27 protein-coding genes and 1 tRNA gene are annotated in these 23,393 nt (G+C 69.0%); 10 read left to right on the forward strand and 18 right to left on the reverse strand.

The window, feature by feature from the left end:
• Nucleotides 1-288 precede the first annotated feature (288 nt).
• Nucleotides 289-768, reverse strand: coding sequence for an ATP-binding protein (locus ACIBLC_RS07565; protein ID WP_399209805.1), 480 nt, complete (start codon nucleotides 766-768; stop codon nucleotides 289-291).
• A 2-nt stretch (nucleotides 769-770) separates the two neighbouring features.
• On the opposite strand from ACIBLC_RS07565, the gene ACIBLC_RS07570 reads away from it, so the two are divergent.
• On the forward strand, nucleotides 771-1,433 hold the full coding sequence (locus tag ACIBLC_RS07570) for an HAD family hydrolase (protein WP_399209806.1): 663 nt from the start codon (nucleotides 771-773) through the stop codon (nucleotides 1,431-1,433).
• On the opposite strand, the gene ACIBLC_RS07575 is transcribed toward ACIBLC_RS07570, so the two are convergent.
• Nucleotides 1,414-2,688: a transcriptional regulator gene (locus ACIBLC_RS07575; RefSeq protein ID WP_399209807.1), complete on the reverse strand. Its 1,275-nt coding sequence runs from the start codon at nucleotides 2,686-2,688 to the stop codon at nucleotides 1,414-1,416. The genes ACIBLC_RS07570 and ACIBLC_RS07575 overlap by 20 nt on opposite strands.
• Nucleotides 2,689-2,883: 195 nt before the next feature.
• On the opposite strand from ACIBLC_RS07575, the gene ACIBLC_RS07580 reads away from it, so the two are divergent.
• Nucleotides 2,884-3,420, forward strand: coding sequence for a hypothetical protein (locus ACIBLC_RS07580; RefSeq protein WP_399209808.1), 537 nt, complete (start codon nucleotides 2,884-2,886; stop codon nucleotides 3,418-3,420).
• A 119-nt stretch (nucleotides 3,421-3,539) separates the two neighbouring features.
• Here ACIBLC_RS07580 and ACIBLC_RS07585 read toward each other — a convergent pair whose 3' ends face one another.
• The 3 genes from ACIBLC_RS07585 to ACIBLC_RS07595 form a co-directional block, all read right to left on the reverse strand.
• Entirely contained in the window at nucleotides 3,540-3,905 is a 366-nt protein-coding gene (locus tag ACIBLC_RS07585) for an ArsR/SmtB family transcription factor (RefSeq protein ID WP_399209809.1), read from the reverse strand.
• On the reverse strand, nucleotides 3,902-4,348 hold the full coding sequence (locus tag ACIBLC_RS07590; protein ID WP_399209810.1) for an SRPBCC domain-containing protein: 447 nt from the start codon (nucleotides 4,346-4,348) through the stop codon (nucleotides 3,902-3,904). The genes ACIBLC_RS07585 and ACIBLC_RS07590 overlap by 4 nt, the downstream gene beginning before the upstream one ends.
• Nucleotides 4,349-4,496: 148 nt before the next feature.
• Entirely contained in the window at nucleotides 4,497-5,042 is a 546-nt protein-coding gene (locus tag ACIBLC_RS07595; RefSeq protein WP_399209811.1) for an HAD domain-containing protein, read from the reverse strand.
• A 108-nt stretch (nucleotides 5,043-5,150) separates the two neighbouring features.
• Here ACIBLC_RS07595 and ACIBLC_RS07600 point away from each other — a divergent pair, with 108 nt between their 5' ends.
• Nucleotides 5,151-5,459, forward strand: a complete 309-nt coding sequence (locus ACIBLC_RS07600) for a hypothetical protein (protein WP_399209812.1) — start codon at nucleotides 5,151-5,153, stop codon at nucleotides 5,457-5,459.
• Nucleotides 5,460-5,579: 120 nt separating this feature from the next.
• Here ACIBLC_RS07600 and ACIBLC_RS07605 read toward each other — a convergent pair whose 3' ends face one another.
• On the reverse strand, nucleotides 5,580-6,527 hold the full coding sequence (locus tag ACIBLC_RS07605; RefSeq protein ID WP_399209813.1) for a GlxA family transcriptional regulator: 948 nt from the start codon (nucleotides 6,525-6,527) through the stop codon (nucleotides 5,580-5,582).
• Nucleotides 6,528-6,795: 268 nt separating this feature from the next.
• On the opposite strand from ACIBLC_RS07605, the gene ACIBLC_RS07610 reads away from it, so the two are divergent.
• The gene (locus ACIBLC_RS07610) at nucleotides 6,796-7,272 is read left to right on the forward strand and encodes a hypothetical protein (RefSeq protein WP_399209814.1); all 477 of its coding nucleotides are present in this window, start codon (nucleotides 6,796-6,798) and stop codon (nucleotides 7,270-7,272) included.
• A gap of 94 nt (nucleotides 7,273-7,366) precedes the next feature.
• Here the strand turns inward: ACIBLC_RS07610 and ACIBLC_RS07615 are convergent, their stop codons facing one another.
• The 4 genes from ACIBLC_RS07615 to ACIBLC_RS07630 form a co-directional block, all read right to left on the reverse strand.
• On the reverse strand, nucleotides 7,367-7,729 hold the full coding sequence (locus ACIBLC_RS07615; protein WP_399209815.1) for a VOC family protein: 363 nt from the start codon (nucleotides 7,727-7,729) through the stop codon (nucleotides 7,367-7,369).
• Nucleotides 7,730-7,742: 13 nt separating this feature from the next.
• Complete coding sequence (locus tag ACIBLC_RS07620) at nucleotides 7,743-8,216, reverse strand: hypothetical protein (protein WP_399209816.1); 474 nt, start codon at nucleotides 8,214-8,216, stop codon at nucleotides 7,743-7,745.
• Nucleotides 8,217-8,360: 144 nt separating this feature from the next.
• Entirely contained in the window at nucleotides 8,361-9,860 is a 1,500-nt protein-coding gene (locus tag ACIBLC_RS07625) for an MFS transporter (protein WP_399209817.1), read from the reverse strand.
• Between the two features lie 158 nt (nucleotides 9,861-10,018).
• Nucleotides 10,019-11,422, reverse strand: coding sequence for a DUF445 domain-containing protein (locus ACIBLC_RS07630; protein ID WP_399209818.1), 1,404 nt, complete (start codon nucleotides 11,420-11,422; stop codon nucleotides 10,019-10,021).
• Between the two features lie 176 nt (nucleotides 11,423-11,598).
• Between ACIBLC_RS07630 and ACIBLC_RS07635 the strand changes: the two genes are divergently transcribed.
• On the forward strand, nucleotides 11,599-12,927 hold the full coding sequence (locus tag ACIBLC_RS07635; protein ID WP_399209819.1) for an SGNH/GDSL hydrolase family protein: 1,329 nt from the start codon (nucleotides 11,599-11,601) through the stop codon (nucleotides 12,925-12,927).
• Between the two features lie 195 nt (nucleotides 12,928-13,122).
• On the opposite strand, the gene ACIBLC_RS07640 is transcribed toward ACIBLC_RS07635, so the two are convergent.
• Genes ACIBLC_RS07640 through ACIBLC_RS07655 form a run of 4 tightly spaced genes read right to left on the reverse strand, consistent with a single transcriptional unit; the run spans nucleotide 13,123 to nucleotide 16,646 of the window.
• The gene (locus ACIBLC_RS07640) at nucleotides 13,123-13,983 is read right to left on the reverse strand and encodes a DUF1707 domain-containing protein (protein WP_399209820.1); all 861 of its coding nucleotides are present in this window, start codon (nucleotides 13,981-13,983) and stop codon (nucleotides 13,123-13,125) included.
• Between the two features lie 10 nt (nucleotides 13,984-13,993).
• A complete protein-coding gene (locus ACIBLC_RS07645; protein ID WP_399209821.1) occupies nucleotides 13,994-14,971 on the reverse strand; it encodes an ATP-binding cassette domain-containing protein in 978 nt (325 codons plus the stop codon).
• Between the two features lie 6 nt (nucleotides 14,972-14,977).
• Entirely contained in the window at nucleotides 14,978-15,829 is an 852-nt protein-coding gene (locus ACIBLC_RS07650; RefSeq protein ID WP_399209901.1) for an ABC transporter permease, read from the reverse strand.
• A gap of 16 nt (nucleotides 15,830-15,845) precedes the next feature.
• Nucleotides 15,846-16,646, reverse strand: coding sequence for an ABC transporter permease (locus tag ACIBLC_RS07655; protein WP_399209822.1), 801 nt, complete (start codon nucleotides 16,644-16,646; stop codon nucleotides 15,846-15,848).
• A gap of 203 nt (nucleotides 16,647-16,849) precedes the next feature.
• On the opposite strand from ACIBLC_RS07655, the gene ACIBLC_RS07660 reads away from it, so the two are divergent.
• A complete protein-coding gene (locus ACIBLC_RS07660; protein ID WP_399209823.1) occupies nucleotides 16,850-19,315 on the forward strand; it encodes a transglycosylase domain-containing protein in 2,466 nt (821 codons plus the stop codon).
• A gap of 33 nt (nucleotides 19,316-19,348) precedes the next feature.
• On the opposite strand, the gene sugE is transcribed toward ACIBLC_RS07660, so the two are convergent.
• From sugE to ACIBLC_RS07675, 3 genes are all read right to left on the reverse strand, one after another.
• The gene (sugE, locus tag ACIBLC_RS07665) at nucleotides 19,349-19,669 is read right to left on the reverse strand and encodes a quaternary ammonium compound efflux SMR transporter SugE (protein WP_399209825.1); all 321 of its coding nucleotides are present in this window, start codon (nucleotides 19,667-19,669) and stop codon (nucleotides 19,349-19,351) included.
• Nucleotides 19,670-19,858: 189 nt separating this feature from the next.
• Nucleotides 19,859-20,161 carry a GroES family chaperonin gene (locus tag ACIBLC_RS07670; protein WP_383677707.1) on the reverse strand — a complete coding sequence of 101 codons (303 nt, stop codon included), beginning with the start codon at nucleotides 20,159-20,161 and terminating at the stop codon, nucleotides 19,859-19,861.
• Nucleotides 20,162-20,261: 100 nt separating this feature from the next.
• Nucleotides 20,262-20,600 (reverse strand): DUF3618 domain-containing protein, encoded by a 339-nt coding sequence (locus ACIBLC_RS07675; protein WP_399209826.1) that lies wholly within the window; start codon nucleotides 20,598-20,600, stop codon nucleotides 20,262-20,264.
• A gap of 161 nt (nucleotides 20,601-20,761) precedes the next feature.
• On the opposite strand from ACIBLC_RS07675, the gene bcp reads away from it, so the two are divergent.
• From bcp to ACIBLC_RS07695, 4 genes are all read left to right on the forward strand, one after another.
• The gene (bcp, locus tag ACIBLC_RS07680) at nucleotides 20,762-21,229 is read left to right on the forward strand and encodes a thioredoxin-dependent thiol peroxidase (protein ID WP_399209827.1); all 468 of its coding nucleotides are present in this window, start codon (nucleotides 20,762-20,764) and stop codon (nucleotides 21,227-21,229) included.
• A gap of 142 nt (nucleotides 21,230-21,371) precedes the next feature.
• On the forward strand, nucleotides 21,372-22,022 hold the full coding sequence (locus tag ACIBLC_RS07685) for an HNH endonuclease signature motif containing protein (RefSeq protein ID WP_399209828.1): 651 nt from the start codon (nucleotides 21,372-21,374) through the stop codon (nucleotides 22,020-22,022).
• Nucleotides 22,019-22,585 (forward strand): HNH endonuclease signature motif containing protein, encoded by a 567-nt coding sequence (locus ACIBLC_RS07690; protein ID WP_399209829.1) that lies wholly within the window; start codon nucleotides 22,019-22,021, stop codon nucleotides 22,583-22,585. The genes ACIBLC_RS07685 and ACIBLC_RS07690 overlap by 4 nt, the downstream gene beginning before the upstream one ends.
• Before the next feature lie 53 nt (nucleotides 22,586-22,638).
• Nucleotides 22,639-22,723, forward strand: a tRNA-Leu gene (locus ACIBLC_RS07695).
• A 52-nt stretch (nucleotides 22,724-22,775) separates the two neighbouring features.
• On the opposite strand, the gene rdgB is transcribed toward ACIBLC_RS07695, so the two are convergent.
• Nucleotides 22,776-23,378, reverse strand: coding sequence for an RdgB/HAM1 family non-canonical purine NTP pyrophosphatase (gene rdgB, locus ACIBLC_RS07700; protein WP_399209830.1), 603 nt, complete (start codon nucleotides 23,376-23,378; stop codon nucleotides 22,776-22,778).
• Nucleotides 23,379-23,393: the final 15 nt, after the last annotated feature.

The raw sequence follows: 23,393 nt of genomic DNA on the forward strand, positions 1-23,393 counted from the left end.
CACGTCACCATACCCTTCTGTGCAAACTGAAGCACAAGGTTCCGGCGGACGTCTGGCCATCGCAACCGGGTAACGTCTCATCATGAACCCCGACGGCAAACCTTTCGGCCTCGAAGCGCATCTGGGCTCGGTCGAGTGCCTCGTGCGCGTCGCCGCCGTGTGCCCGGAGCCAGTGCAGGAGATCGGCGATCACGTCGACCACGATGCCCTCCGGCGTGGCCACACTCAGTCGGCTTGGCCCCGGATGAGCGTGCTGGCGCGGGTGCGCTGTAGAGGTCGAACAGTTCCTCAGTTCTCGTTACTCGGGAGCCTCCACCTTGTCCAATGGGTGTGGCCAGGCACGTGGAGAGCTCGCACCACGTCACCTTCGCTCAGCGAAGAGAGTTGAACACCCCAGCGGTCGGCGATGGCGTCCACGAGTGCCGTGCCCCGTTCCGATTCAGCGTCGGCATTCGCGCTGAGAGGCGTTGGCAAGGCACGCGGGTCAGGGTCGTGTACTTCAATTCGCAGGTGAGTGTCGTTCATGGAGACGGCGAAGGTCGTCGGGATACCAGCGTCGACGTGGTTGATCACGTTGGCGACGAGCTCACTCAGACAGAGCTGGGCCGCGTCCATCAACTCATGCAAGCCCCAAATCCCCAAGTGGGCCTTCAGAGCACGCCGTAGCGATGCCACTTCTTTGGGCTCCGCCAGGAATAAAGTCCCACAGGGCAGCGGGCCAGGGTTTGCTGAAGGAGTGACGCTGTCCGGCGGCTCGCTACCCTGCACTCATGATTCGCGCAGTGGTCTTCGACGTCGGTGAGTGTCTGGTGGACGAGACTCGTGAGTACGGGACCTGGGCCGACTGGCTAGGCGTGCCCCGGCACACCTTTCACGCGATGTTCGGTGCTGTCGTCGCTCAAGGGCGCGACTACCGGGAGACTTTTCAGGAGTTCAGTCCCGGCTTCGATCTCCATGAGGAGCGAGAGAGGCGGGCCGCTGCCGGGCAGCCCGAGTCGTTCGGGGAGGACGATCTGTATGAGGACGTCCGGCCGGCTCTCACTCAACTTCGTGCCGATGGACTGTGGCTCGGCATCGCGGGGAATCAAACAGTGCGAGCCGGGCGCATTCTCCGCTCCCTGTTCTCCCATGACGTGGATCTGATCGGGACGTCGGACGACTGGGGTGCCAGCAAGCCCGATCCGGAGTTCTTCAAGCGTGTAGCCGCTGTGGTGCCCTTCGACAGCGACGAGATCCTTTACGTTGGGGACCGGTGCGACAACGACATCCGCCCCGCTGTTGAGGCGGGGATACACACGGCGCTCGTACGCCGTGGTCCTTGGGCCACGATCCAGTGGAACAGTTCGGAAGCTCGGGAGCTTCCGACGTTTCGTGTCGGCACTCTCCTCGAACTGTCTGGTCTCATCCTCAACTTCAACGGCTCAGGGCACTGACCGTCGTCGTCCATCCATAGAGCCGATCGTCCAGGTCCCGTACGCAACGCTCCTGCTGGTGTGGCGCGAGCACACGCCTCACCTCGCGTACTCGATCCATGCCAGTGGCGTACCACGTAAGCATCAGTTGATCGAGCGCTTGTCCTGCATACCCACACGCCTGCTCAGGATTCCCAGAAGCGGCCTCGACAGCGGCCAGGTCGCCGAACACGACACTTCGCTGCTTATCCTCGCTCGGCGGCATTTCGTCCAAGACGCCGAGCAAGGTGTCGCGCGCCTGAGGAAGGTGTCCGGCGACCAATTGCGTGTTGCCCTTGAACGCCGCCAGTCGGGCTGGGGAGAACCAGTCCATCCACTCGGGCGACGGGTACTCGTTTCCGGTGGCGAGGATGTCCTCGGCATGTCCGATCAGGTGTAGGGCAGTGCGAGCATCGCCACACCGTGTCTCGCACTCCGCTTCCACAGCGTCGAGCCAGGCGAGCAACTCCGCCGAAGCGGGCGCACGACGGGCGTATGTACGTGCAGCGATCATCCGCTCCAGCGCCGCGTCGCGATCGCCCGCCCAGCCCGGGATGAACGCCATGTGCGCGATGATCGCCGAGCCTAGCAACGGATCGTCCGCCTCGCCCGCGGCCTGGAGGGCCAACAGAAATGTGTCGCCCGCACTGCTGGCTTCTCGGCGGTCGAAGAAGTCGATCCGTCCCGCGAGGAGATAAGACTCGGCGAGCGCGGTCGCAACCGTACGGCGAGTGGAGCCTGTTGTCTCCGGTAGCAACCCGCATCCCAGCGTCGCGTGGGCGAGTACGGCCGGATGCAGTTTGGCGGGGGCGACGGACCAGTAGAGCCGCCGATGCGAACGTGTCACAGCGGCGAAGTCCGTACCGGCAGTGGCTGGTTGTGTCGTGGCAGCGGCATGGCCGGGGACAGCGGCGAGTCCACCAGCAGCCACGCTGCCTGCTACGAGGGCACGCCGGGTCCGGTCGGGTTGAGTCCCGTCAGGGTCCCACGGAGGAGTAAACCCAAGTGACTCCATGCTCTGGCCCAGCAGGTGGACCAAGACCCTCTGGCAGTCAGGTTGCGGCCAGGGAGGGCTGTCCGACTCCCAACGCCGGACCTGACGTACGCCGATCGACAGACCGCGAATGCCGATGTGCTTGGCGGCGCTGGACAAGGCATCGGCCAGGTCCTGTTGCGAGTTGAAGCCGGCTGCCACGCGAGCGGCCTTCAAACAGACGTTGCCAGTGGGACGGGGCATGAGCACCTCCTAGAGGAGATTGCACTGTCCGTCTCAGAGTAAGTCCGAGGTAGGACCTACTGTCACCCCTGAGTGTCAAATAGGCCCCACCGAAGTCCCCTTAAGGACCTTCTGAAGTCCTCGAATTGAGCGCATGCTGCGTCCAGGCTAACTCCAAGTCCTACCAGCCAAGCACTGATGACGAGAGGTGGCCTCGTGGCCGACACACAGCAGGCAACGGAGCGAGCGATTGCCGAGTGGCTCACCTGGGAGCACCCCGTGCCTGCGCAGGTGTGGACAGAGTGGACAACCCATGGAGTCGCGTTGGTTCCTCTTGGTAAGCGGTTCGCCGCTGTGCGGATGCCCATGGATGTTGTCCATGCCGCCCTCGATACCGACCATCCGGCGCAAGTAGCGTCTCTGCTTGAGCAGTTGCTCTGTGGACCCATCGTCTATGACCGCCGGGTCGTGGGCGTGACGTACTACGCCTTGATCCTGTCGAATGCCGAACTCGTGTGGGCTCACGAGGAGGTCGCGCCTTGTCTCGGACGGGGCATCTACCTGGGAGTGCCGCGTATTGACCGGCGTACGCCTCCCGGCACGTATTGGGTGGTGGCACCGAGATACGCGGGGAATCTGTGTGCGCCACATGCCGTGGCCTCGTTGATTGAGACCGGTCGGCAGCGGCTCATCCAGTCAGCGGAGTTGTCGCTGAGTGAGGGACCTGCGGTTCCCTGGCAACCGACGTCCTGATTCTCAGTCTCGGCAAGGTAGAAATCTTCGTGCCGGACACCCCGCCCCGACGGGCCGTTTGCGGGGGCAAGCCGTCGTAGGTGCCGCTCAGCGATGCCGTGACCATGAGGTGCTGCCTTTCAGTCTGGCCGTGTCGAGGGCCCATCCCATTCCGCCGCCTCGGCGACTCGCTTGATGTTCGCCAGCCGCCGGTCCCAGTCGGCTGCGAGGCCGACCATCCACCGCGCTGTCGCGTTCAGTGCCGCGGGCCGCACCGCGTACCGCACCTCGCGTCCGACCCGGCCGCCGGAAACCAGCCCTGCGGCGTCCAGGACGGCGAGGTGCTTGACCACCGCTTGCCGCGAGACGGGAAGCCGTTCGGCGAGTGTCGTCGCGGTGGCCTCACCCTGTGCGGCGAGCAGGTCGAGCAGTTGACGCCGCGTCGGGTCGGCCAGCGCGCCGAGGACGCTGTCGACGGCATCGGCGGCGGGACGTTCTTCCGTCACGTGGAAGGCTGTTCGGCGCGCGTCTTGAGAGCGTCGAGCTCCAGGGGCCAGCCTCCGCTGTGGTCCTTCAGGTTCTGGCTGCGCAGTTCCTCGGACCCGGCCAGCTCCGCGAACCCGCTCTCGACGACGCGGAGCCGCGTCTGGTCGCCTTCCTGGCTCAGGGTGAACTCCACGAGGGTGCTGTTGCTCTCGCTCAGCTCTTCTCCGGGGAACGCGCTGGTCCAGCGGTACGCCAGGTACGTCGGCGGCTCGACTTTCTCCACGCGAATCGGGAAGTCGCCGTGCTCGGGGTTCTTCGCCACCATCGACTCGCCCTCCCTGGCCACGGTGCCGGGCAGGCTCGCCTTGTCTGCCACCCAGAACCCGGGTTGGGCCACCAACGACCACACCCGCTCCAGGGGCGCCGCGATCAGGGTCTCGCGCTCGATCCGGTCCTCGCTCATGAGGGTCTCCTTCGACGTCGACAACCGACATTGGGTGCAACCAAAGAGTTGCACATCAGTTCCTCAGGTGCAACCTGATGGTTGCACTTCTTAGGTGCGGTCATCCACGATCGCGAGGGAGGGATCGGCTCGCGGATTCCTCGCGCGGCTACTCGCCGCGAGCGAGCCACTCAGCGACAAGGGCGTAGTCCGCGTCGGTGACCCCCCGCCTCGGGTCGACGCGATGGAGCATTGCCCGACCCCGATGGTGTGCGGACACCCACGCCCGATCCGGCTCGGTGATCTCGTCGTCTACCCAGACGAAGGGGCGGCCCGCCGCCCACTCGACGAGGTGGCGGGTTTTCCAGTGCAACCCAGAGTGCCGCCCGGCTCGCTCGTCCTCCCCGTCGGTGTCCGATCCCTCCGGCCAGATCACCACCGGCAGCTCCGGCAGCCCAAGCCACGGAGCGATGACCTCGTTCGCGTCGGTCATCCAGGTCGTGGCCCAGACCGGCTCGCACGGTAGCGCCGCCAAGCGGGGACCGTGCCCGGGATTGATCCTGGGCAGAAGGGGGTTCGAACCGGCGCCGGGTGGTTCGGGAGCCATCCAGTAGGTCGGATGCCCGTCGGGATGCTCGGGCGGCGGCGGTCCGAACGGGATGAGCGGTCCGTCGACGTCGAGGAAGAGCAAGGGGCGCTGTCCAGGACCAGTCACGGCTGGACCCTAACCCGCGGGGGCCAGGGAACGGGCGGCCGCGCGTCGGGCCGCGGACGTGGCGGGCTAGCCTCGGTTCGTCCGAGACACGTAGCAGCGGAGGCAGTGATGGTGAAGGTTCCGGCCGCGGTGGTGGCCGCGAGTGGGCTTGTCGGTGGGTACGGGGTGGCCCGCTGGAGCAAGAAGCGGCAGCTCGGCGGGGTCGTACTGGCCGTGGCAGGGGCCACTGCCGCGCGGCAGTGGCGGCAGCAGGCCGGCGGGAAGGCCGCCGGGGCGCTGACCGTCGCGTACGTCGCCGCCTTCGCCGGGTCCCATCCACTGTCCAAGAAGGTGGGCGCCTGGCCCGCCGTCTTCGGCGTCGCCGGGGCCGTCGCCCTCGCCTCGTGGGCCGTGGCCGACCGCCGGGCTTCCTCCTGAACCGCACCCGGTGAGAGCAGCGGACTGGCGACGGCCATACCCCCGCCGTCACCAGACACCCGGGCAGCGCCCGAGCGACCCGCCCACAGCCACGCGCGGACACCGCGTCAGCTCACCACGTCAGCCCACCCCCTGAAACGCCCGCCGATACGCGTACGGACTCGTCCCCACCACCCTCTTGAAGCGTTCCCGGAACGCCGTCGGTGAGCCGAACCCCGCCTGGGACGCGATGCGTTCGACGGGGTAGGTGGTCGCCTCCAGGAGGTGCTGGGCGCGTCGTACGCGGGCCAGGTGCAGCCACTGGAGGGGCGTCGTGCCCGTCTGTTCGCGGAAGCGGCGGTTGAGGGTTCGGGTGCTCATGCCGGCGTGGGCGGCGATGTCCTCCAGGGTGAGGTCCCGCCCGGCGTTCTCCTCCAGCCAGTCGAGGAGGGGCTCCAGGGTGGCGCCGGACGGTACCGGTGGCCGGCTGTGGATGATGAACTGCGCCTGCCCGCCCTCCCGTTCGAGCGGTACGACGGACATGCGGGCCGTGTGCGCGGCGACGGCCGAACCGTAGTCCCGGCGGACCATGTGCAGGCACATGTCGATCGCGGCGGCGGCGCCCGCCGAGGTGAGGAACTGGCCGTTGTCGACGTAGAGGACGTTCGGGTCGACGGTCACCGCGGGGTACATCTCCGCCAGGTCCCGGGCCGCGATCCAGTGCGTCGTCGCGCGCAGCCCGTCCAGCAGGCCGGTGGCGGCGAAGACGAAGGCGCCCACGCAGATCGAGGCGATCCGGGTGCCGTTCGCGGCCGCCGCGCGCACCGCCTCCGCGACGCCCGGCGGCAGCGGCGCGGTCGGGTCGGCGACGCCCGGCAGGATGATCGTGTCGGCCTCGGCCAGTGCCTCGAGACCGTATGGCGCACGCAGCGTGAACAGGCCCGCGCTGACCTCGTCCGTCGGCGAGCAGACGCGGATCCGGTACGCCTCCCGCCCGTCCGGCAGCCGCGCGAAGCGGAAGGTGTCGATCGGGGCGGAGAGGTCGAACGGGATGACCTGGTTGAGTGCCAGTACGGCCACGGTGTGCATGGCAAGAGAGTAGGGGTAAGCCGGGTTCTGGTCAGCAGGGTGGTGCGGTGTCTCGGGCCCGGTGTCTCGGGCCCTGCTGCGGGCCCTGCTGCGGGCCCTGCTGCGGGCCCTGCTGCGGGCCCTGCTGCGGGCCACACGTCCCCGGAGACACCCACCAGCACCTGCGGACCACCGCTCGATCCACCCTCGTACGCCCCTGGCGAGAATCCGTTGCCTCCTGGCAGAACCGCCACTTCTCCAAGATCCCCAGCGCCCCTACGGTCACCTCGTGACCAAGTTCCTCCTCGCCGTCCACGTCATCGCAGCGATCGTCGCCATCGGGCCCGTCACGGTCGCCGCCAGCATGTTCCCGCCCATGGCCCGCAAGGCCCTCGCCGAACCGGGAGACACGCAGACCCTCGCGACCACCCGCCTGCTGCACCGCATCTGCCGGGTGTACGCCACCGTCGGCGTCGCCGTTCCCGTGTTCGGGTTCGCCACCGCGAGCAACATGGGCGTACTCGGTGACACCTGGCTGATCGTCTCGATCGGGCTGACCGCCCTCGCCGCGGTCGTCCTCGGCGCGCTGGTACTGCCCAGGCAGGCATCGATCATGGAGGGCATCTGGGACGCCGGGGGCAGGGCGATCGTGGTGACACGGCGGACCACCGCGCGGCTCGGCATGTTCACCGGGATCTTCAACCTGCTCTGGGCCACCGTCACGGTGCTGATGATCATTCGGCCGGGGTCCACGACGGGGGCGTAGACCGTACGCCGTGCCGCGACCCCGCGCCGCGACCCCGCGCCGGCACCGCCTCGACCCCCGGCCCCTCCCTCAAAGCACCGGGCCCACCCGCGCCTCAACTCACCCGGTGCCCCAGCACGTTCACCACCCGCCCGTTCGGATCCCGTACGAAGAAGCGCCGTACGCCCCACTCCTCGTCCCGCAACTCGCGTACGACCTCCGCGCCCGAGGCGAGGACCTGCGCGTACACCGCGTCGACGTCCTCGACCTCCACACTCAGGTCGGGGACGACGGGGGCGGTCCGCTCCTCGGTGAAGAAGCTGATCTGGGCGGTGGGATTGGCTGGGGAGGCGAGGGTCATGGCCCAGCCCAGGTGCATGACCTGCTCAAGGCCGAGGAGGCCGTAGAAGGTGCGGTTGGTCCTCATCGACTCCTCGGAGCCGACCTGGATGTCGGGGACGATCCTGCGGACGGTCATCGGAAGCGGCTCCTCACGTGAGGTGGGCTGCGTACAGCAGTCCCTCCATCGAGTCTTCCTGCTCCGGCCTGAACATGCGGGCCACCGCCGTCGCGACGAGCGTCCCGGCGCCGATCAGGAATGTGCAGAATCCCCAAGTCAGGGGCCAGGAGTGGGCCATGCCGTCCGACGGTCCGGGGTTCGCGCGCAGGGACACGTACAGCAGGGCCGCCGGCGGCGCGGCCACCAGCAGCAGGGGCCAGCCCAGATAGTCCCGGTGGCCGAAGTAGGCCGCCAGCGTCAGCAGGACCAGCGCGAGGCCGGCGACTCCGAGGCCCGTCACCGGGGTGCTCTCGTCGACGGAACCGGCGCCCTGGGCGCGGTTGTTCAGGTCCCACGGGACGCAGACCAGGTACGCCGCGCAGGAGAGGGCGGCGCCGACCATGCGCGTCAGCCAGCGTTCCGGCCAGGGGCGCGTTCGCAGAGGGCTCAACAGCTTCTCGGTCATGTGTACGAGGTTTGCGCGGCGGGCGGAGGCCCGACAGAGTACGCGTACTCAGTCGGGCCGCCCATCTACTCAAACGGGCGCCCGCGCCACGCAGTGGCAGGCGCCCGCGTCACCTCGCCGGTGCCGAAGACGTCGACGCCCGCGTCACATCCCCGGTGCCGAGGACGGCGACTCCTTCTCCACCGCGGACAGCGGCGTGGCGATGTCCTCCAGCGAGCGGCGTTCCGCGTTCACCGCGAGGAACACGGCGACCAGGCCCGCCGCGCACATCAGGCCCGCGCCGATCTGGAAGGCGAGCACCGTGTCGCCGACCACGCCGGACTCCGTGAGGTCCGCGAAGACCAGCGGGCCGCTGATACCGCCGGCGGCCGTGCCGAGCGCGTAGAAGAAGGCGATGGCCATGGCGCGGGTCTCCATCGGGAACACCTCGGAGACCGTCAGATACGCGCTGGAGGCACCGGCCGACGCGAAGAACAGCACCACGCACCAGCAGGCCGTCATCGTCACCGCGTCCAGGGAGCCCTGGTCGAAGAGCCAGGCCGTGCCGAACAGCAGGATGCCGGAGAGCAGATACGTCGAGGAGATCATGATGCGGCGGCCGACCGTGTCGAACAGCTTGCCGAGCAGCAGCGGGCCCATGAAGTTGCCGGCCGCGATGACGGCGAAGTAGTAACCGGTCTTGCCGGTCGGCACGTCGAAGAACGTGGTGAGGATGGCACCGAAGCCGAAGGTGATCGCGTTGTAGAGGAACGCCTGCCCGATGAAGAGCGCGAGGCCGAGCGTGGCCCGCTTCGGATAGCGCCCGAACACGGTCCTGGCGATCAGGCCGAAGCCGATGCTCTTGCGCTGCTGGATGGTGATCTCACGGTCGGGCGGCGGCAGCGGCTCGCCCCTCTCCTCCTCGATCCCGCGCTCCACGGAGGAGACCAGGGCCTCGGCCTCCTCGCCCTGGCCGTGGATGAACTGCCAGCGCGGGCTCTCCGGCACATGCCGCCTGACCAGCAGGATCACCAGGCCCAGGACGACGCCGAGCGCGAAGGTCAGCCGCCAGCCGAGGTCCTTGGGGAAGATGTCGGTGTTCAGCATCACGACGGACAGCAGGGCTCCGCCGATGGCGCCCAGCCAGTAGCTGCCGTTGATGATCAGGTCGACCCGGCCGCGGTACTTGGACGGGATCAGCTCGTCGATCGCCGAGTTGATGGCGGCGTACTCGCCACCGATACCGAAACCGGTGAAGAAGCGGAAGACGAAGAACCACCAGGGCGAGAAGGACAGCGCGGTGAGGGCCGTCGACACGAGGTAGACCGCCAGGGTGATCATGAAGAGTTTCCGGCGGCCGTAGCGGTCGGTGAGCCAGCCGAAGAACAGCGCGCCCGCACAGGCCCCCGCCACATAGAGCGCGGCTGCGATACCGGTGACCTGCGCGGACGTGATGGGCAGCCCGCTGCCCTCCTCGGAGAGGCGGCCCGCGATGTTGCCGACGGTGGTGACCTCAAGGCCGTCCAGGATCCAGACGGTTCCCAGGCCGATCACGATCATCCAGTGCCAGCGGGACCACGGCAGCCGGTCCAGGCGGGCCGGTACTGCCGTGGTGACGGTTCCCGTGGCGGCGGGCACAGCGCCCGGCGTCGCTGATGCTGACATGGCTCCCTCGCCGTTGAGTGACCCCGAGTGATCACGCAGGTGTCCCTGAGTGATCCGCGGCTGACCCGACCAGAGTGCCCTGATCTGCGCCTCTCACGCCCGGCGAGCGGCGCACGGCGGAGCCGTGTCCTCGACCGCCGCCGGGGCTCACGCCACGGTCACGCCCCCAACGCCCGCGACACCGTGTAGATCAGCAGCCCCGCCAGCGATCCCACCACCGTGCCGTTGATCCGGATGAACTGGAGGTCGCGCCCGATGTTGGCCTCGATCTTCCGGGTCGTGTGCTCGGCGTCCCAGCCCGCGACCGTGTCGGTGATCAGAGAGGTGATCTCGCCCCGGTAGGTCGTCACGACGTACACCGCCGCGCCCTCGACCCAGCCGTCGACCTTGGCCTGGAGCTTGGGCTCCACCGCCATCCGGGCACCCAGCGACAGCAGCGACGCCCGCACCCGCAGCCGCAGCTCACTCCGCTCGTCCTCCGCGGCGGACACGATCATCGACCGTACGGCGGTCCAGGCGGACGCGATCAGGTCCTGGACCTCGCCACGGCCGAGGACCTCGCCCTTGAGGCGCTCCACCCGGGCACGGGTCTCGGTGTCGGACTGGAGGTCGGAGGCGAAGTCGGAGAGGAAACGGTCGAGGGCGCCGCGGGCCGGGTGCGAGGGGGCGTCGCGCATCTCGGTGACGAAGCGGAGCAGTTCCTTGTAGACCCGCTCGCCCACCCGCTTGTCGACGAACCGGGGGGTCCAGCCGGGGGCGCCGCCCTGCACCGCGCCCATGACCTGCTCGTCGTGCAGCACCAGCCAGTCGTGGGCGCGCGCGACGACCATGTCCACGACCCGCTTGTGGCCGCCGTCCGCGACGACCTTCTCCAGCATCTTTCCGATGCCGGGCGCGATCTCGGCGGCGTCGGCACGCCGGGTGATCGCCTCGCCGACCACCGCCTGCACGTCGGAGTCGCGCAGCACGGTCAGTGCCCCGCGGAGCGCGGCGGCCAGCTCCGCCGTCACCCGGTCGGCGTGCTCCGGCTCGGCGAGCCAGGCACCGAGACGGCTGCCGATGCCCACGGCGCGCAGCCGGCCGCGTACGACCTCCTCCGAGAGGAAGTTCTCCCCGACGAACTCACCCAGCGAGACGCCGAGCTGGTCCTTCTTGGTGGGGATGATCGCCGTGTGCGGGATGGGCAGGCCCAGCGGGCGGCGGAAGAGGGCCGTCACCGCGAACCAGTCCGCGAGCGCGCCGACCATGCCGGCCTCCGCGGCCGCGGCGACATAGCCGGTCCAGGGACCCGCACCTTCGTTCGATGCCCATTTGGCGAGGACGTACACGACCGCCACGAAGAGCAGCAGGCCGACCGCCGTCGCCTTCATCCGCCGTACGCCCCGCTGTTTCTCCTCGTCGGCGGGGCTGAAAGAGGTCATCGCGCGACGCGCGCTGACGGCAGACGTGCTCTCCCCGTTCGCGACGGCGTCCGCCAGGGCATGCTGCCCCTCGACACCTTCGCCCGTTTCTTCCACTTTCGTACGTTCCATCCACTCCACCCGTTCGCGTCCCCCGTACACATTGTCCCTTCCTGAGCGACTCCCGGAACGGAACAGGAGTTCCCGGCGTCTGTCCTGTCGGGGAAGTTCCGGGTGAAGGCGCGGGGGTATGGCGCCTTCACCCCACCTCATGACCCATCATGGGGTGATCACACCGGGGCCTTGAGGCTCCCATCGCCCGAGGAGAATCGCACCGCATGACCAAGCGTCACGGTTATGCCTTGCTGGCCACGATCGTCGCTGTGATCGTCGTCATTTCCGCTGCCATATACATCGGCGTCGCAGCCGACGAAGGCGGCGGGCAGAGCAACCTCGCCGGCGGCCGGGCCCCGCGTGGCTCCGCCGCCCCCGCGTCCACCGGCACCTGGGTCGGCGCCTGGTCCGCCTCCCCCGCCGGAGCCGAGCCCGGCACCGGGACGGCCGGCATGGCGGGCCGCTCGGTCCGCAACGTCGTGCACACGAACGCCGGCGGTCCGGGTGCGCGGATCACGCTCTCCAACCTGTACGGACAGCAGCCGCTCACCGTCACGCACGCCACGATCGCCGTCGCGGAGACCCCGAACAGCGCCACCGCCAGGGCCGGCACCATGACCCGGCTCACCTTCGGCGGCGCCACCTCGGTGGTCATCCCCTCCGGGGAGCAGGTGCTGAGCGACGCGGTGAGAGTGCAGATCCCGCACGACGGGGACGTACTGGTCACCACGTTCTCGCCGACCCGGTCGGGCCCGGTCACCTATCACCCGCACGCGCGCCAGATCTCCTATCTCGCCGACGGCGACCTCTCGGACGAGGTCAGCGGCGTCTCGTACACCGTGGAGACGCCGTACTGGCGCTATCTGACCGCCGTCGACGTCCTCAGCGACGAGTCCCAGGGCACCGTGGTCGCCCTGGGCGACTCGCTCACCGACGGCGACGCATCCACCGTGGGCGCCAATCACCGCTGGACCGACTACCTTTCGGACCGGCTGCGCGCCGCCGCCGGCACCGACGGAGTGCCCCGCTACAGCGTCGTCAACCAAGGCATCGGCGGAAACCAGATCCTGGCGTCCAGGCCCGGCACGCCCGCCGACAACCCGAGCGCCGTGTCCCGCTTCGGCCGCGACGTCCTGGGCCGTCCGAACGTCAAGGCCGTCGTCATCGACCTCGGCATCAACGACATCCTGCGCAACCCGAACGAGGTCGACCCCGAGACGATCACCGACGGCCTGCGCGCGCTGGTCCAGCAGGCGCACGCCCACGGGCTGCGGGTCGCCGGGGCGACGCTGATGCCGTTCCAGGGGCACGGCGGATACACCGCGCAGCGCGAGGCCGTACGCGAGGCCATCAACGCGGAGATCCGCGCGGGCAAGGTGTTCGACACGGTCGTCGACTTCGACAAGGCGGTACGGGACCCGTACAACCCCCGCAGGATCCGCTCCGACTACGACTCCGGCGACCACCTGCACCCCAGCGACAAGGGGTACGAACGGATGGCGGATGCCCTCGACCTGGGCTCACTGAAGGGCGCAGTGGCGGCGGCGCTGTAGGGGGTTGAGGGCGGGTGGCGGATGGGAGTTGCCGGGCCAAGGCCCCGACAGCAGCCGCCCGGCCTCACGACGTCGGACAGCGGTAGCCCGACCTCAGCGGCCTACGACCGGTCACCCCGCCCCAGGCCGGCGTCGCACAGCAGTCACCCGGCGCCCGGGACTTCCAGGGCGCCGGGACAGCGGTGGCCCCCGGCCTCAGTGACCCCCGTGCCGCCGCCGGTGGCGCTCGTCGCGGCGCTCCTGCTGGCGTTCGCGGCGCTCCTCGTGTCGCTCGCGCCGCTCCTCCTGGTGTTCGCGCATCAGGTCGCGGGCCTCCTCCAGGGCGTCGGACGCGTCGCCGAAGCCGTCGCGGTCACCGCGGGAACCCTGCAACTCCTTGCGGGCCGCCCGCCGCTCCAGCTTCTCCTGGCGGCGCTCCTCCTTCAGCCGCAGCCGCTCGGCGCGGGTCAGTTTCCGCTCCACGCCCACACCGCCCCAGAAGGCGAAGCCGGTGACGATCACGCGCGGAGCGCCGGGCTCGCCCGGGACACCCTCCTCGCGGGTGTCGAAGCCGCCCATGATGCCGATGCCGCGCACGACGACCTCGACACCGGGCGGTACGACGACGCTCATCCCGCCCATGATCGCGACGCAGTTGACGACCACCTCACGGTCCGCGAAGTTCGCCTCGCGCAGGTCGATCTCACCGCCGCCCCAGAACACGAGGGAGTTGAACCGCTTCGGCACCGTCCAGCGCCCCTTGCGCTGGAACCCCCCGAGGATCGCGACACCCCACGTCGAGGAACCCTCGCCGCCGACGATCCGGCCCGCCCAGGAACCGGTCCCGGCCCCGGCGGGCCCCTTGACCATGTTCACCGGCGGCGTCACGCCAGGCGCGGGAAGATCACGGGTGATCGGCGTCAACTCCCCGTACGTACGGGCGTTGTACGTCGCCTCCAGCCGTTCCTCGAACTCCTCCATGTCGAGGCGGCCCTCCGCGAGGGCGTCCCTCAGCACTTCGGCGACTTGCTCACGGTCCGCGTCTGAAGCCCGGAGTTCGGGGAGGTCCTCGGTCATGGGGGCAAGCCTACGAGTTCGCCTTCTCCGCGTACATGCGGCTGATGACCGCCTCGATGTCCGGCTCCCGCACCGAGAGGTCGACCAGCGGATAGTCCGCCGCGATCCGCGCCACCAGCGGAGCCGCCGACGCGCCCGCGGGAAACGCCAGCCACTGCCGCGGCCCCTCCACCCGCACCACCCGCGCCGACGCGACCTCGATCGGCGGAAGCTCCCGCTCCAGGTCCACCACCAGCGTCCGCTCGCTCTCCCCCACCTCGTGCAGCCCCGACAGCGCGCCGTCGTACATCAGCCGCCCGTGGTCGATCACCATCACCCGCTTGCACAACTGCTCGATGTCGGTGAGGTCGTGCGTGGTGAGCAGGACGGTCGTGCCGCGCTCGGCGTTCAGGTCCCGCAGGAACTCCCGCACCCGCGCCTTGCTGATCACGTCGAGCCCGATCGTCGGCTCGTCGAGATACAGCACCTCCGGATCGTGCAGCAGAGCCGCCGCGATGTCACCGCGCATCCGCTGCCCCAGTGAGAGCTGCCGCACCGGCACGTCCAACAGCTCACCCAGCTCCAGGAGTTCGACACACCGGTCGAGGTTCTCGCGGTAACGGGCGTCCGGGATCCGGTACATGCGGTGCATCAGCCGGTACGAGTCGACCAGCGGAAGGTCCCACCACAGAGTCGTACGCTGCCCGAAGACGACGCCGATGCGCTGCGCGAGCCGGGTCCGCTCCCGGGACGGGTCGATGCCCGCGACCCGCACCCGGCCGCCGCTCGGCGTGAGGATGCCGGTCAGCATCTTGATGGTGGTCGACTTGCCCGCGCCGTTCGGCCCGATGTAGCCGACCATCTCACCGCGCGGCACGGTGAAGGAGATCGAGTCGACGGCCCGCACCTGCCGCCGCTCACTGCGCAGGAACCCGGTCTTCTTGCGCACCTCGAAGACCTTCTCGACCCCGTCGAGCTCGATGAAGGCGCCAACCTGGTCCGTTTCCAAGCGAGTTCAGCTCCCCGTGCTGCGATACGAACGAAGTCCCGCCCGCCAGGCGAGGCCCGCCAGCGCGCAGCAGCCCACGGCCACCAGCGGCGACCCGAAGGCGGTCCAGGCCGGCAGGTCCAGCGGATAGGGCCGCCCCAGCACATACAGCGCGGGCAGCCAGTTGACGAAGGCCAGCGGGAGCACGAAGGTCACCCCGCGCACCAGATCGGCGGCGAAGACGGTCGGCGGGTACTGCAGGAGCGTACTGCCGCCGTACGTGAAGGAGTTCTGCACCTCGGACGCGTCCTGCGCCACGAACTGGAAGGCCGCGCCCGCCACGAACACGGCCCCGAAGATCGCACCGCCGCTGAGCAGCATCACCGGAATCAGCAGCACCTTGAGGGGAGTCCAGGAGAGGTCGAGCGCGACCAGCGCGTACCCGAGGACCAACACCCCCTGGAAGACGCGGCCGAGGCGGCGCAGCGCGAAGCGGTCCGCGGCCACCTGGGCGAGGACGGGCACAGGTCGCACGAGCAGCGTGTCGAGCGTGCCGTCGCGCACCCGCCGCCCCAGCCGGTCCATCGAGCCGAGCGCGAGGTCCGCGAGCCCGAAGGCGATGCCCGCGACGCCGTACAGGAAGGCCACCTCGGGCAGCGAGTAACCGCCGAGCCGGTCGACCTGCGAGAACATCAGCAGGATCGCGACGAAGTCGAGCGCGTTGGCCGCGAAGTTGCCGATGGCGGTCATCACGAAGGACGCGCGGTAGGCCATCGTGGAACGGATCCACATGGCGGCGATCATGCGGTAGGCGCGCAGCCCGTCACGCACCCGGACGTACGGCCCCTGCCTGGGCGCCGGCCACGAGGTGTCCGGCACCCGCTCGTCGACCTGGCTAGCCACCCTGCACCACCACCCGCCGCGTGGCCACCGACTGGACGAGCCGGCCCACGGCGAACAGCGCGAGAGCCCAGGCGCCCTGGAAGGCGTACGTGCCGAGCGGATCGGCGGTGCCGAGCAGCACGTCCACGGGTGCCTGGATGAGGGACGACCAGGGCAGCACGCGTACGACCTCGCCCAGCACGCCCGGGAAGACATTCAGCGGCAGCGTCATCCCCGAGCAGAAGATCCCCACGATCCAGGCCATCTGCACCACGCCCGTCCCGTCCATGAGCCAGAACGCGGTCAACGCCACCAGATAGCGGATCGAGAAGCTGACGAGCACCCCGAGCGCGACCGCGACCAGGAACGCCAGCCAGGTCAACGGATCTGCGGGCAGAGCGAGTTCGAAGACGAACGCGCCGAACGCCAGCGGAACCACCCCGCGCCCCAGCAGATGGAACAGTGCCCGGCCCGTATCCTGCGCCAGCCACCACAGCTGCAGGTCGGCGGGCCGGTACAGATCGATCGCGATGTCACCCGTACGAATGCGCTCGATCAGCTCGTTCTCGAAGCCGCCGCCCATCACCGCCACCACCATGAGCAGCGACTGCCCCAGCCACACATAAGTGAGCGCCTGCGCCTGGTCGTAGCCGCCGAGGTGCGGCTTCTCGTCCCAGAGCGCGGTGAAGGTGTACGCCAGGATCAGCCCGAAGACGGTGTTGGTGAACACCCCCGCCGCCGTGGCCGCCCGATAGGTGGCGTGGCGCCGGAAAGCACCGGCCGCGACGGCCGCGTACAACCGTCCAGTGCCCACAGAGAGGCCCTCCCTCAGCGCGTCAAGGCCGAAGCGCAGGAGCCTAGCCGCCGGGTGACGCGCCCCGCCAGGCATTTTCCGGGCGGGACGCGTGCCGAGGTGAGGGAACGGAACGCATGGTGCGACAGTCTTCAAGAGGGGGCGCAACAGGCGTACGAGGGCGTACGGCAACGTACGACGCGAAACGGGAGTCCGGCGAACAAATGAGTGACGAGCCGCAGCCGCAGCACGGCAACCAGGGCTGGGCGCCCAGGGAACCAGGACAGGGACCGGGGCAGGGACCGAGGCAGGGACCGGGATCGGGACAGGTGCCGCCGGGAGTGCCCGGCGGGAAGCAGAAGAAGCAGAGGCGCAGGCGCACCGGCTGGCGCCGGATCTTCCCGACCTGGCGCATGGTGCTCGGCACCTTCATCACCGTGGTCCTGCTCGTGATCGGTTTCTTCGCCCTCGGCTACTACCTGGTCAAGATCCCGCCCGCGAACGCCGCCGCGACCAAGCAGAGCAACGTCTACCTCTACGCGGACGGCAGCCAGCTCGCCCGCGACGGCGAGGTCAACCGCGAGAACGTGACACTCGCGCAGATCTCCAAGGACGCCCAGCACGCCGTACTCGCCGCCGAGGACCGGGACTTCTACACCGAGTCGGCCGTCGACCCCAAGGCGATGATCCGCGCCGCCTGGAACACGGCCACCGGCAAGGGCAGGCAGTCCGGCTCGACGATCACCCAGCAGTACGTGAAGAACTACTACCTGGGCCAGGAGCAGACGGTCACCCGGAAGGTGAAGGAGTTCTTCATCTCCATCAAGCTCGACCGCGAGAAGAGCAAGGACGACATCCTCGAGGGCTACCTCAACACCAGCTACTTCGGCCGCAACGCGTACGGCGTCCAGGCCGCCGCCCAGGCGTACTACGGCGTCGACGCCACCGACCTGACGGTAGGTCAAGGTGCTTATCTGGCAGCCCTGTTGAACGCGCCGAGCGAGTACGACGTGATCGCGCACCCGGAGAACAAGTCCGCGGCCGTGGCCCGCTGGAACTACGTACTCGACGGCATGGTCAAGAAGAAGTGGCTCAGCGCCTCGGACCGCGCCGCGGTCAAGTTCCCCTCCCCCAAAGAGGCCAAGGGCTCGGCGGGCATGTCCGGCCAGCGCGGCTACCTGGTCCAGGCCGTCAGGGACTACCTCACCAGCAACAAGATCATCGACGAGGACACCCTCGCCACCGGCGGCTACCGCATCACCACCACCATCCAGAAGCCGAAGCAGGACGCCTTCATCGAGGCCGTCGACGACCAGGTGATGGACAACCTCGACAAGAAGAACCGCAAGGTCGACACCTACGTCCGCGCGGGCGGCGTCGCCATCGACCCGGCCACCGGCAAGGTCGTCGCGATGTACGGCGGCATCGACTACACCCAGCAGTACGTCAACAACGCCACCCGCCGCGACTATCAAGTCGGCTCCACCTTCAAGCCCTTCGTCCTCGCCTCCGCCGTCCAGAACGACTCGCAGACCCAGGACGGCCGCACCATCACCCCGAACACCGTCTACGACGGCACCGACAAGCGCCCGGTGGAGGGCTGGGACGGGGGGAGCTACGCACCCGAGAACGAGGACGGCGTCTCCTACGGCGACATCACGGTCCGCACCGCCACCGACAAGTCGGTGAACTCGGTGTACGCGCAGCTGGCGGTGGACGTCGGCCCCGCCAAGGTCAAGCAGACCGCCATCGGCCTCGGGCTCCCCTCCGGCACCCCCGACCTGACGGCCACCCCGTCCATCGCGCTCGGCCCGGCCACGGCCAGCGTCCTCGACATGGCGGAGGCGTACGCCACCCTCGCCAATCACGGCAAGCACGGCACGTACACCCTGGTCGAGAAGATCTCCAACGACGGCGCGGCGGACGTGAAGCTGCCGAAGCAGAAGACCAGGCAGGTGATCAGCCGCGAGGCCGCCGACACCACCACCTCCGTCCTCCAGAGCGTCGTCGACGGCGGCACCGGCACGGCCGCGCAGGCCGCGGACCGGCCCGCCGCGGGCAAGACCGGCACCGCCGAGGAGGACCAGGCGGCCTGGTTCGCCGGCTACACCCCCGACCTCGCCACCGTCGTCGCCGTCATGGGCCAGGACCCCGACACCGGCGCCCACAAATCCCTGTACGGCGCCCTCGGCGAGACCCGCATCAACGGCGGCGGCTACCCGGCGCAGATCTGGGCCCAGTTCACCAAATCCGCCCTGGACGGCACCGAGGCGAGCGACTTCGACCTCCGGCTCCAGCCGGGCGCCGAGGAGCCGGACTTCCCCACCGACGAGTCCGCCGACGAGCCGTCCGCCACCGGCGGCCAGGTCAACGGCGGCGCCACGACGGGCGGCACGGAGACCCCGGCCCAGACGGGGGGCCAGACCCAGGGGCGGACCCAGGGCCAGACGGACGGCGGCACCACGACGACGGGCGGCACCACGACGGACGGCGGCGCCACGGACGGCGGGACCGCCACCACCGGCTCCACCACCGACGGCGGCACGACCACCACCGGCGGCGGCACCACGGACGGCGGCACGACCACCGAGGGCGGTACGGCCGACGGAGGGACGGACATCGGCGGGACGGACATCGGGACGATCGCGGGAGCCGGCCCGCTGACCCGGCCGGACACCCGAAAACCGTAAACGGGCCGCACCGGCCGGAGGCGGCCCCGGGCCTCAGTGGCCGGAGGTGACCTTCAGTCCCACCACGGCCACCAGCAGCAGGCAGACGAAGAAGATCCGGGCGGCGGTCGCCGGCTCACCCAGCACGACCATGCCGAGCACCGCCGCACCGGCCGCGCCGATCCCGACCCAGACGCCGTAGGCGGTACCGATGGGCAGCGACTTCGCGGCGTACGACAGCAGCACCATGCTCGCGACGATGCCCGAGCCCGTGAGGACACTCGGCACCAGCCGCGTGAAACCGTCCGTGTACTTCATCCCGATCGACCAGCCGACTTCGAGCAGACCGGCGACGAGCAGCAGAACCCAGGCCATGAGAGGCACCTCCGTGATCCATCAACAGGGGTGCGTCGTCTTTGCGGTCCCTCGGGCCCTACTCTCCCCGGTACGGCGCGTCTCGTCGGGGTTCTTCAACCGTAGCAAAGGAACGCCGTAGGGGCTGGTGACCATGGTCACCAGCCCCTACGGGCAACGAATCACAGGTACCGAATCACCGGTACCGGGTCACAGGTACAGACCGGTCGAGTCCTCGGACCCTTCGAAACGGTCCGCGGCCACCGCGTGCAGATCCCGCTCCCGCATCAGCACGTACGCCGTCCCGCGCACCTCGACCTCGGCACGGTCCTCGGGGTCGTACAGGACACGGTCACCCGGCTCCACCGCCCGGACGTTCTGCCCGACCGCGACGACATCCGCCCAGGCGAGACGGCGGCCGACGGCCGCCGTCGCGGGGATCAGGATGCCGCCGCCGGAACGCCGCTCGCCCTCCGCGGCGTCCTGCCGCACCAGCACACGGTCGTGCAGCATGCGGATGGGCAACTTGTCGTCATGAGGGGTGCTCTGCTTGTCCCGGTTGGCGCTCACGCCCCGAACCTACCTGCCTTCGAACGGTCCGTACGCCGCCGGGTCAGCGCCCGCGCCGACGCGAGCCGACGGCGAACAGCCCGACGATCCCGACGACGACCAGGGCCACCGGCACGATGCGTTCGAGCCGCGGCGCGCCTTCCTCGGTGACGAACTGGGCCCTCACCTCGCCGACGAGTCGGTTCACACCGACGTAGGCGCGGCCGAGCGTGTGGTCGATGTTCGAGGCGACCTTGGCCTTGGCGTCACCGACGACGGTCTTCGGGTGCACGCGCACGCCGATCTCGTCGAGCGTATCGGCGAGGGTTTCGCGACGGCTCTTGATGTCCGCCTCGATCTGCGCCGGAGTCCTGCTATCCGACGTGTCCGACGTGTCCGGCACCGCGCTGCCTCCCGTGTTCGTGTATCTGGGGTCATGTGTCCGGGGTCGTGTGCCCGGCGCTGCTCCCGACAGTCTGTCAGCTCGGGCAGCGACGCACCCCTCGGCACCCCCACTACGCTCGTTCCGTAGTCCGTAAACATCCCCGGCCACGTGAGGTACCGATGAGCGAGCGACTCCAGCCCGGCGACACCGCCCCCGCCTTCACCCTGCCCGACGCCGACGGCAACGAGGTCTCCCTCGCCGACCACAAGGGCCGCAAGGTCATCGTCTACTTCTACCCGAACGCCCTCACGCCCGGCTGCACCAAGCAGGCCTGCGACTTCACCGACAACCTCGACGTCCTGGCGACCGCCGGCTACGACGTCATCGGCGTCTCCCCCGACAAGCCCGAAAAGCTCGCCAAGTTCCGCGAGAAGGAGAACCTCAAGGTGACCCTCGTCGGCGACCCGGACACCAAGGTCATCGAGTCGTACGGCGCCTACGGCGAGAAGAAGAACTACGGCAAGACCTACGTGGGCGTCATCCGCTCCACCCTCGTAGTCGACGAGGCAGGCAAGATCGAACACGCCTTCTACAACGTCAAGGCCACGGGCCACGTCGCGAAGATCATCAAGGACCTGGGGATCTGAGGGCTCCCTACGGCTTCGCGAACTGCCCGTACCGGCGTGATCCGGTACGGGCAGTTTCACGCTCCAGGCGTGACTGTCCGATAAACGGTTCGTTACTCCGTACGAGGTCACGAACGGGTGACCGAGAACGGAGGGGAATTCGATGGGGACCAGTGCGTACACCAAGGAGCGGCTGGAGGAGGCCGCTCGGGGGGCGCGGACGTTGTCGGAGGCGTTGGTGAGGTTGGGGGTGGATCCGAAGGGCTGGAAGCGCCGGTATGTCTCCGAGCGGATGAAGAAGCTCGAAGTGGACGTCTCGCACTTCGAACGGGAGGGCGCCAAGTGGACGAGGGAGATCCTTGAGCCGGTGGTCGCAGAGTCGACGAGCGTCAACGAGGTTCTACGGCGCCTCGGGCTCGAGATCGTCGGCGGACACCATACGAACATCTCCCGGCGAATCAGGGCCTACGGCATCGACACCTCGCACTTCACGCCAGTGGTCCGCACGGAGCGGCAGCGGTACAACCAGCGCCGCAGGACTGCCGAGGAGATCCTCACCGAGGACACGTCAGCACACGCCACGCGGGTCCCGAGCAGCCGTCTGAAGCGGGCGATCGGTGAACTGGGTGTGGAGGAGCGCTGCGCCCTGTGCGGGATCGAAGGGGTGTGGCTCGGGGAGCCGCTCCCCCTGGAGGTCGACCACGTCGACGGCAACTGGCGGAACAACCGCATCGAGAACCTGAGGCTCCTTTGTCCCAACTGCCACTCGACGACGGACAGCTACCGTGGGCGCGGCAAGGCGGGCGCCTCGTGACCAGCAGCGTGCAGTACACCCGCGAGCGCCTGGTCGAGGCAGCAGCTCGATGTTCCGACCTCTCACACTTCGGCCCCTTGGGCAGGCCCGCCAGGCCCACCCCCGACGGGTTGCGCGCGGCCGTCACCGAGTCAATCTCCTTGGCGGAGGTGCTTCGCCGCCTGGACCGCACGAACACAGGCGCTCAGCGGAGGAAGCTGCGTGAGTGGATCGCCGATGATCATCTGACGACGGAACACTTCCTGGGGCAGGCACACCGGCGGGGACGGCGACCACTGAATGCCAAGCGACCTGAGGATGTTCTGGTACAGCACAAGGGCAAGCAGCGGACGACGACAAAGCGCCTACGTAGAGCCCTCATCGAGGTCGGCGTAGCCGAAGAGTGCGCCAGGTGTGGCACCGGCCCTGTATGGCTCGGCAAGCCCATAACCCTGGAGATCGATCACATCAACGGCGACTGGCGCGACGACCGGCGCGAGAACCTGCGGCTGCTGTGCCCCAACTGCCACGCGATCACCAGTACCTGGTGCAGGGGAGGCAACCAGAGTCGGGAAACAGCGTGAAGCAAACCCCCGCGCACCGGCAGCCGCCTGCCCGGTACGATGACGGACGGCTAGCGGCGGTGGTGCAACTGGCGACACAGCAGACTTAGGATCTGTGGCCCGTGAAACGGCTTGAGGGTTCGAATCCCTTCCGCCGCACAGCAATCGGCCTGCACATCGAAGGATGCGCAGGCCGATTTCATGGGCGCACTCACCCCAACAACTCCCGAACCACCGGCACCAGCCCCCTGAACGCCTTGCCTCGGTGGCTGATCGCGTTCTTCTCCTCGGGGGAGAGTTCCGCGCAGGTCCGGGAGTCGCCGTCCGGCTGGAGGATCGGGTCGTAGCCGAAGCCGTTCGTGCCGACGGGGGCGTGCCGCAGCACACCGCGGAGTTGGCCCTCGACCACCCGTTCCGTCCCGTCCGGTAGGGCGAGGGCCGCGGCGCAGGCGAAGTGGGCGGCGCGGTGGCCGTCGGGGATGTCGCCGAGCTGGGCCAGGAGGAGCGCCAGGTTCGCGGCGTCGTCGCCGTGGCGGCCGGACCAGCGGGCGGAGAAGATGCCCGGGGCGCCGTTGAGGACATCGACGCAGAGGCCGGAGTCGTCGGCGACGGCCGGGAGGCCGGTGGCCTGCGCCAGGGCGTGGGCCTTCAGCAAGGCGTTCTCGGCGAAGGTGACGCCGGTTTCCTTGACGTCGGGGATCTCGGGGTAGGCGTCCGCGCCGACGAGGTCGTGACTGAGACCTGCGTCGGCGAGGATCGCCTTCAGCTCGGTGAGTTTTCCGGCGTTGCGGGTGGCGAGGATCAGGCGGGTCATGCCCCTCAGTATCCC

It is taken from the genome of Streptomyces sp. NPDC050535 (assembly GCF_044457665.1).
In the GTDB taxonomy this organism is placed as follows: domain Bacteria; phylum Actinomycetota; class Actinomycetes; order Streptomycetales; family Streptomycetaceae; genus Streptomyces.

Excerpts from the sequence above, each read along its gene's own strand:
- ACIBLC_RS07635 (WP_399209819.1), top strand. The coding sequence starts at position 11,599 with ATGACCAAGCGTCACGGTTATGCCTTGCTGGCCACGATCGTCGCTGTG.
- rdgB (WP_399209830.1), bottom strand. The coding sequence starts at position 23,378 with ATGACCCGCCTGATCCTCGCCACCCGCAACGCCGGAAAACTCACCGAG.
- ACIBLC_RS07590 (WP_399209810.1), bottom strand. The coding sequence starts at position 4,348 with ATGAGCGAGGACCGGATCGAGCGCGAGACCCTGATCGCGGCGCCCCTG.
- ACIBLC_RS07620 (WP_399209816.1), bottom strand. The coding sequence starts at position 8,216 with ATGACCGAGAAGCTGTTGAGCCCTCTGCGAACGCGCCCCTGGCCGGAA.
- ACIBLC_RS07605 (WP_399209813.1), bottom strand. The coding sequence starts at position 6,527 with ATGCACACCGTGGCCGTACTGGCACTCAACCAGGTCATCCCGTTCGAC.
- ACIBLC_RS07660 (WP_399209823.1), top strand. The coding sequence starts at position 16,850 with ATGAGTGACGAGCCGCAGCCGCAGCACGGCAACCAGGGCTGGGCGCCC.
- ACIBLC_RS07570 (WP_399209806.1), top strand. The coding sequence starts at position 771 with ATGATTCGCGCAGTGGTCTTCGACGTCGGTGAGTGTCTGGTGGACGAG.
- sugE (WP_399209825.1), bottom strand. The coding sequence starts at position 19,669 with ATGGCCTGGGTTCTGCTGCTCGTCGCCGGTCTGCTCGAAGTCGGCTGG.
- ACIBLC_RS07615 (WP_399209815.1), bottom strand. The coding sequence starts at position 7,729 with ATGACCGTCCGCAGGATCGTCCCCGACATCCAGGTCGGCTCCGAGGAG.
- ACIBLC_RS07600 (WP_399209812.1), top strand. The coding sequence starts at position 5,151 with ATGGTGAAGGTTCCGGCCGCGGTGGTGGCCGCGAGTGGGCTTGTCGGT.
- ACIBLC_RS07625 (WP_399209817.1), bottom strand. The coding sequence starts at position 9,860 with ATGTCAGCATCAGCGACGCCGGGCGCTGTGCCCGCCGCCACGGGAACC.
- bcp (WP_399209827.1), top strand. The coding sequence starts at position 20,762 with ATGAGCGAGCGACTCCAGCCCGGCGACACCGCCCCCGCCTTCACCCTG.
- ACIBLC_RS07670 (WP_383677707.1), bottom strand. The coding sequence starts at position 20,161 with ATGCTGCACGACCGTGTGCTGGTGCGGCAGGACGCCGCGGAGGGCGAG.
- ACIBLC_RS07640 (WP_399209820.1), bottom strand. The coding sequence starts at position 13,983 with ATGACCGAGGACCTCCCCGAACTCCGGGCTTCAGACGCGGACCGTGAG.
- ACIBLC_RS07575 (WP_399209807.1), bottom strand. The coding sequence starts at position 2,688 with ATGCCCCGTCCCACTGGCAACGTCTGTTTGAAGGCCGCTCGCGTGGCA.
- ACIBLC_RS07685 (WP_399209828.1), top strand. The coding sequence starts at position 21,372 with ATGGGGACCAGTGCGTACACCAAGGAGCGGCTGGAGGAGGCCGCTCGG.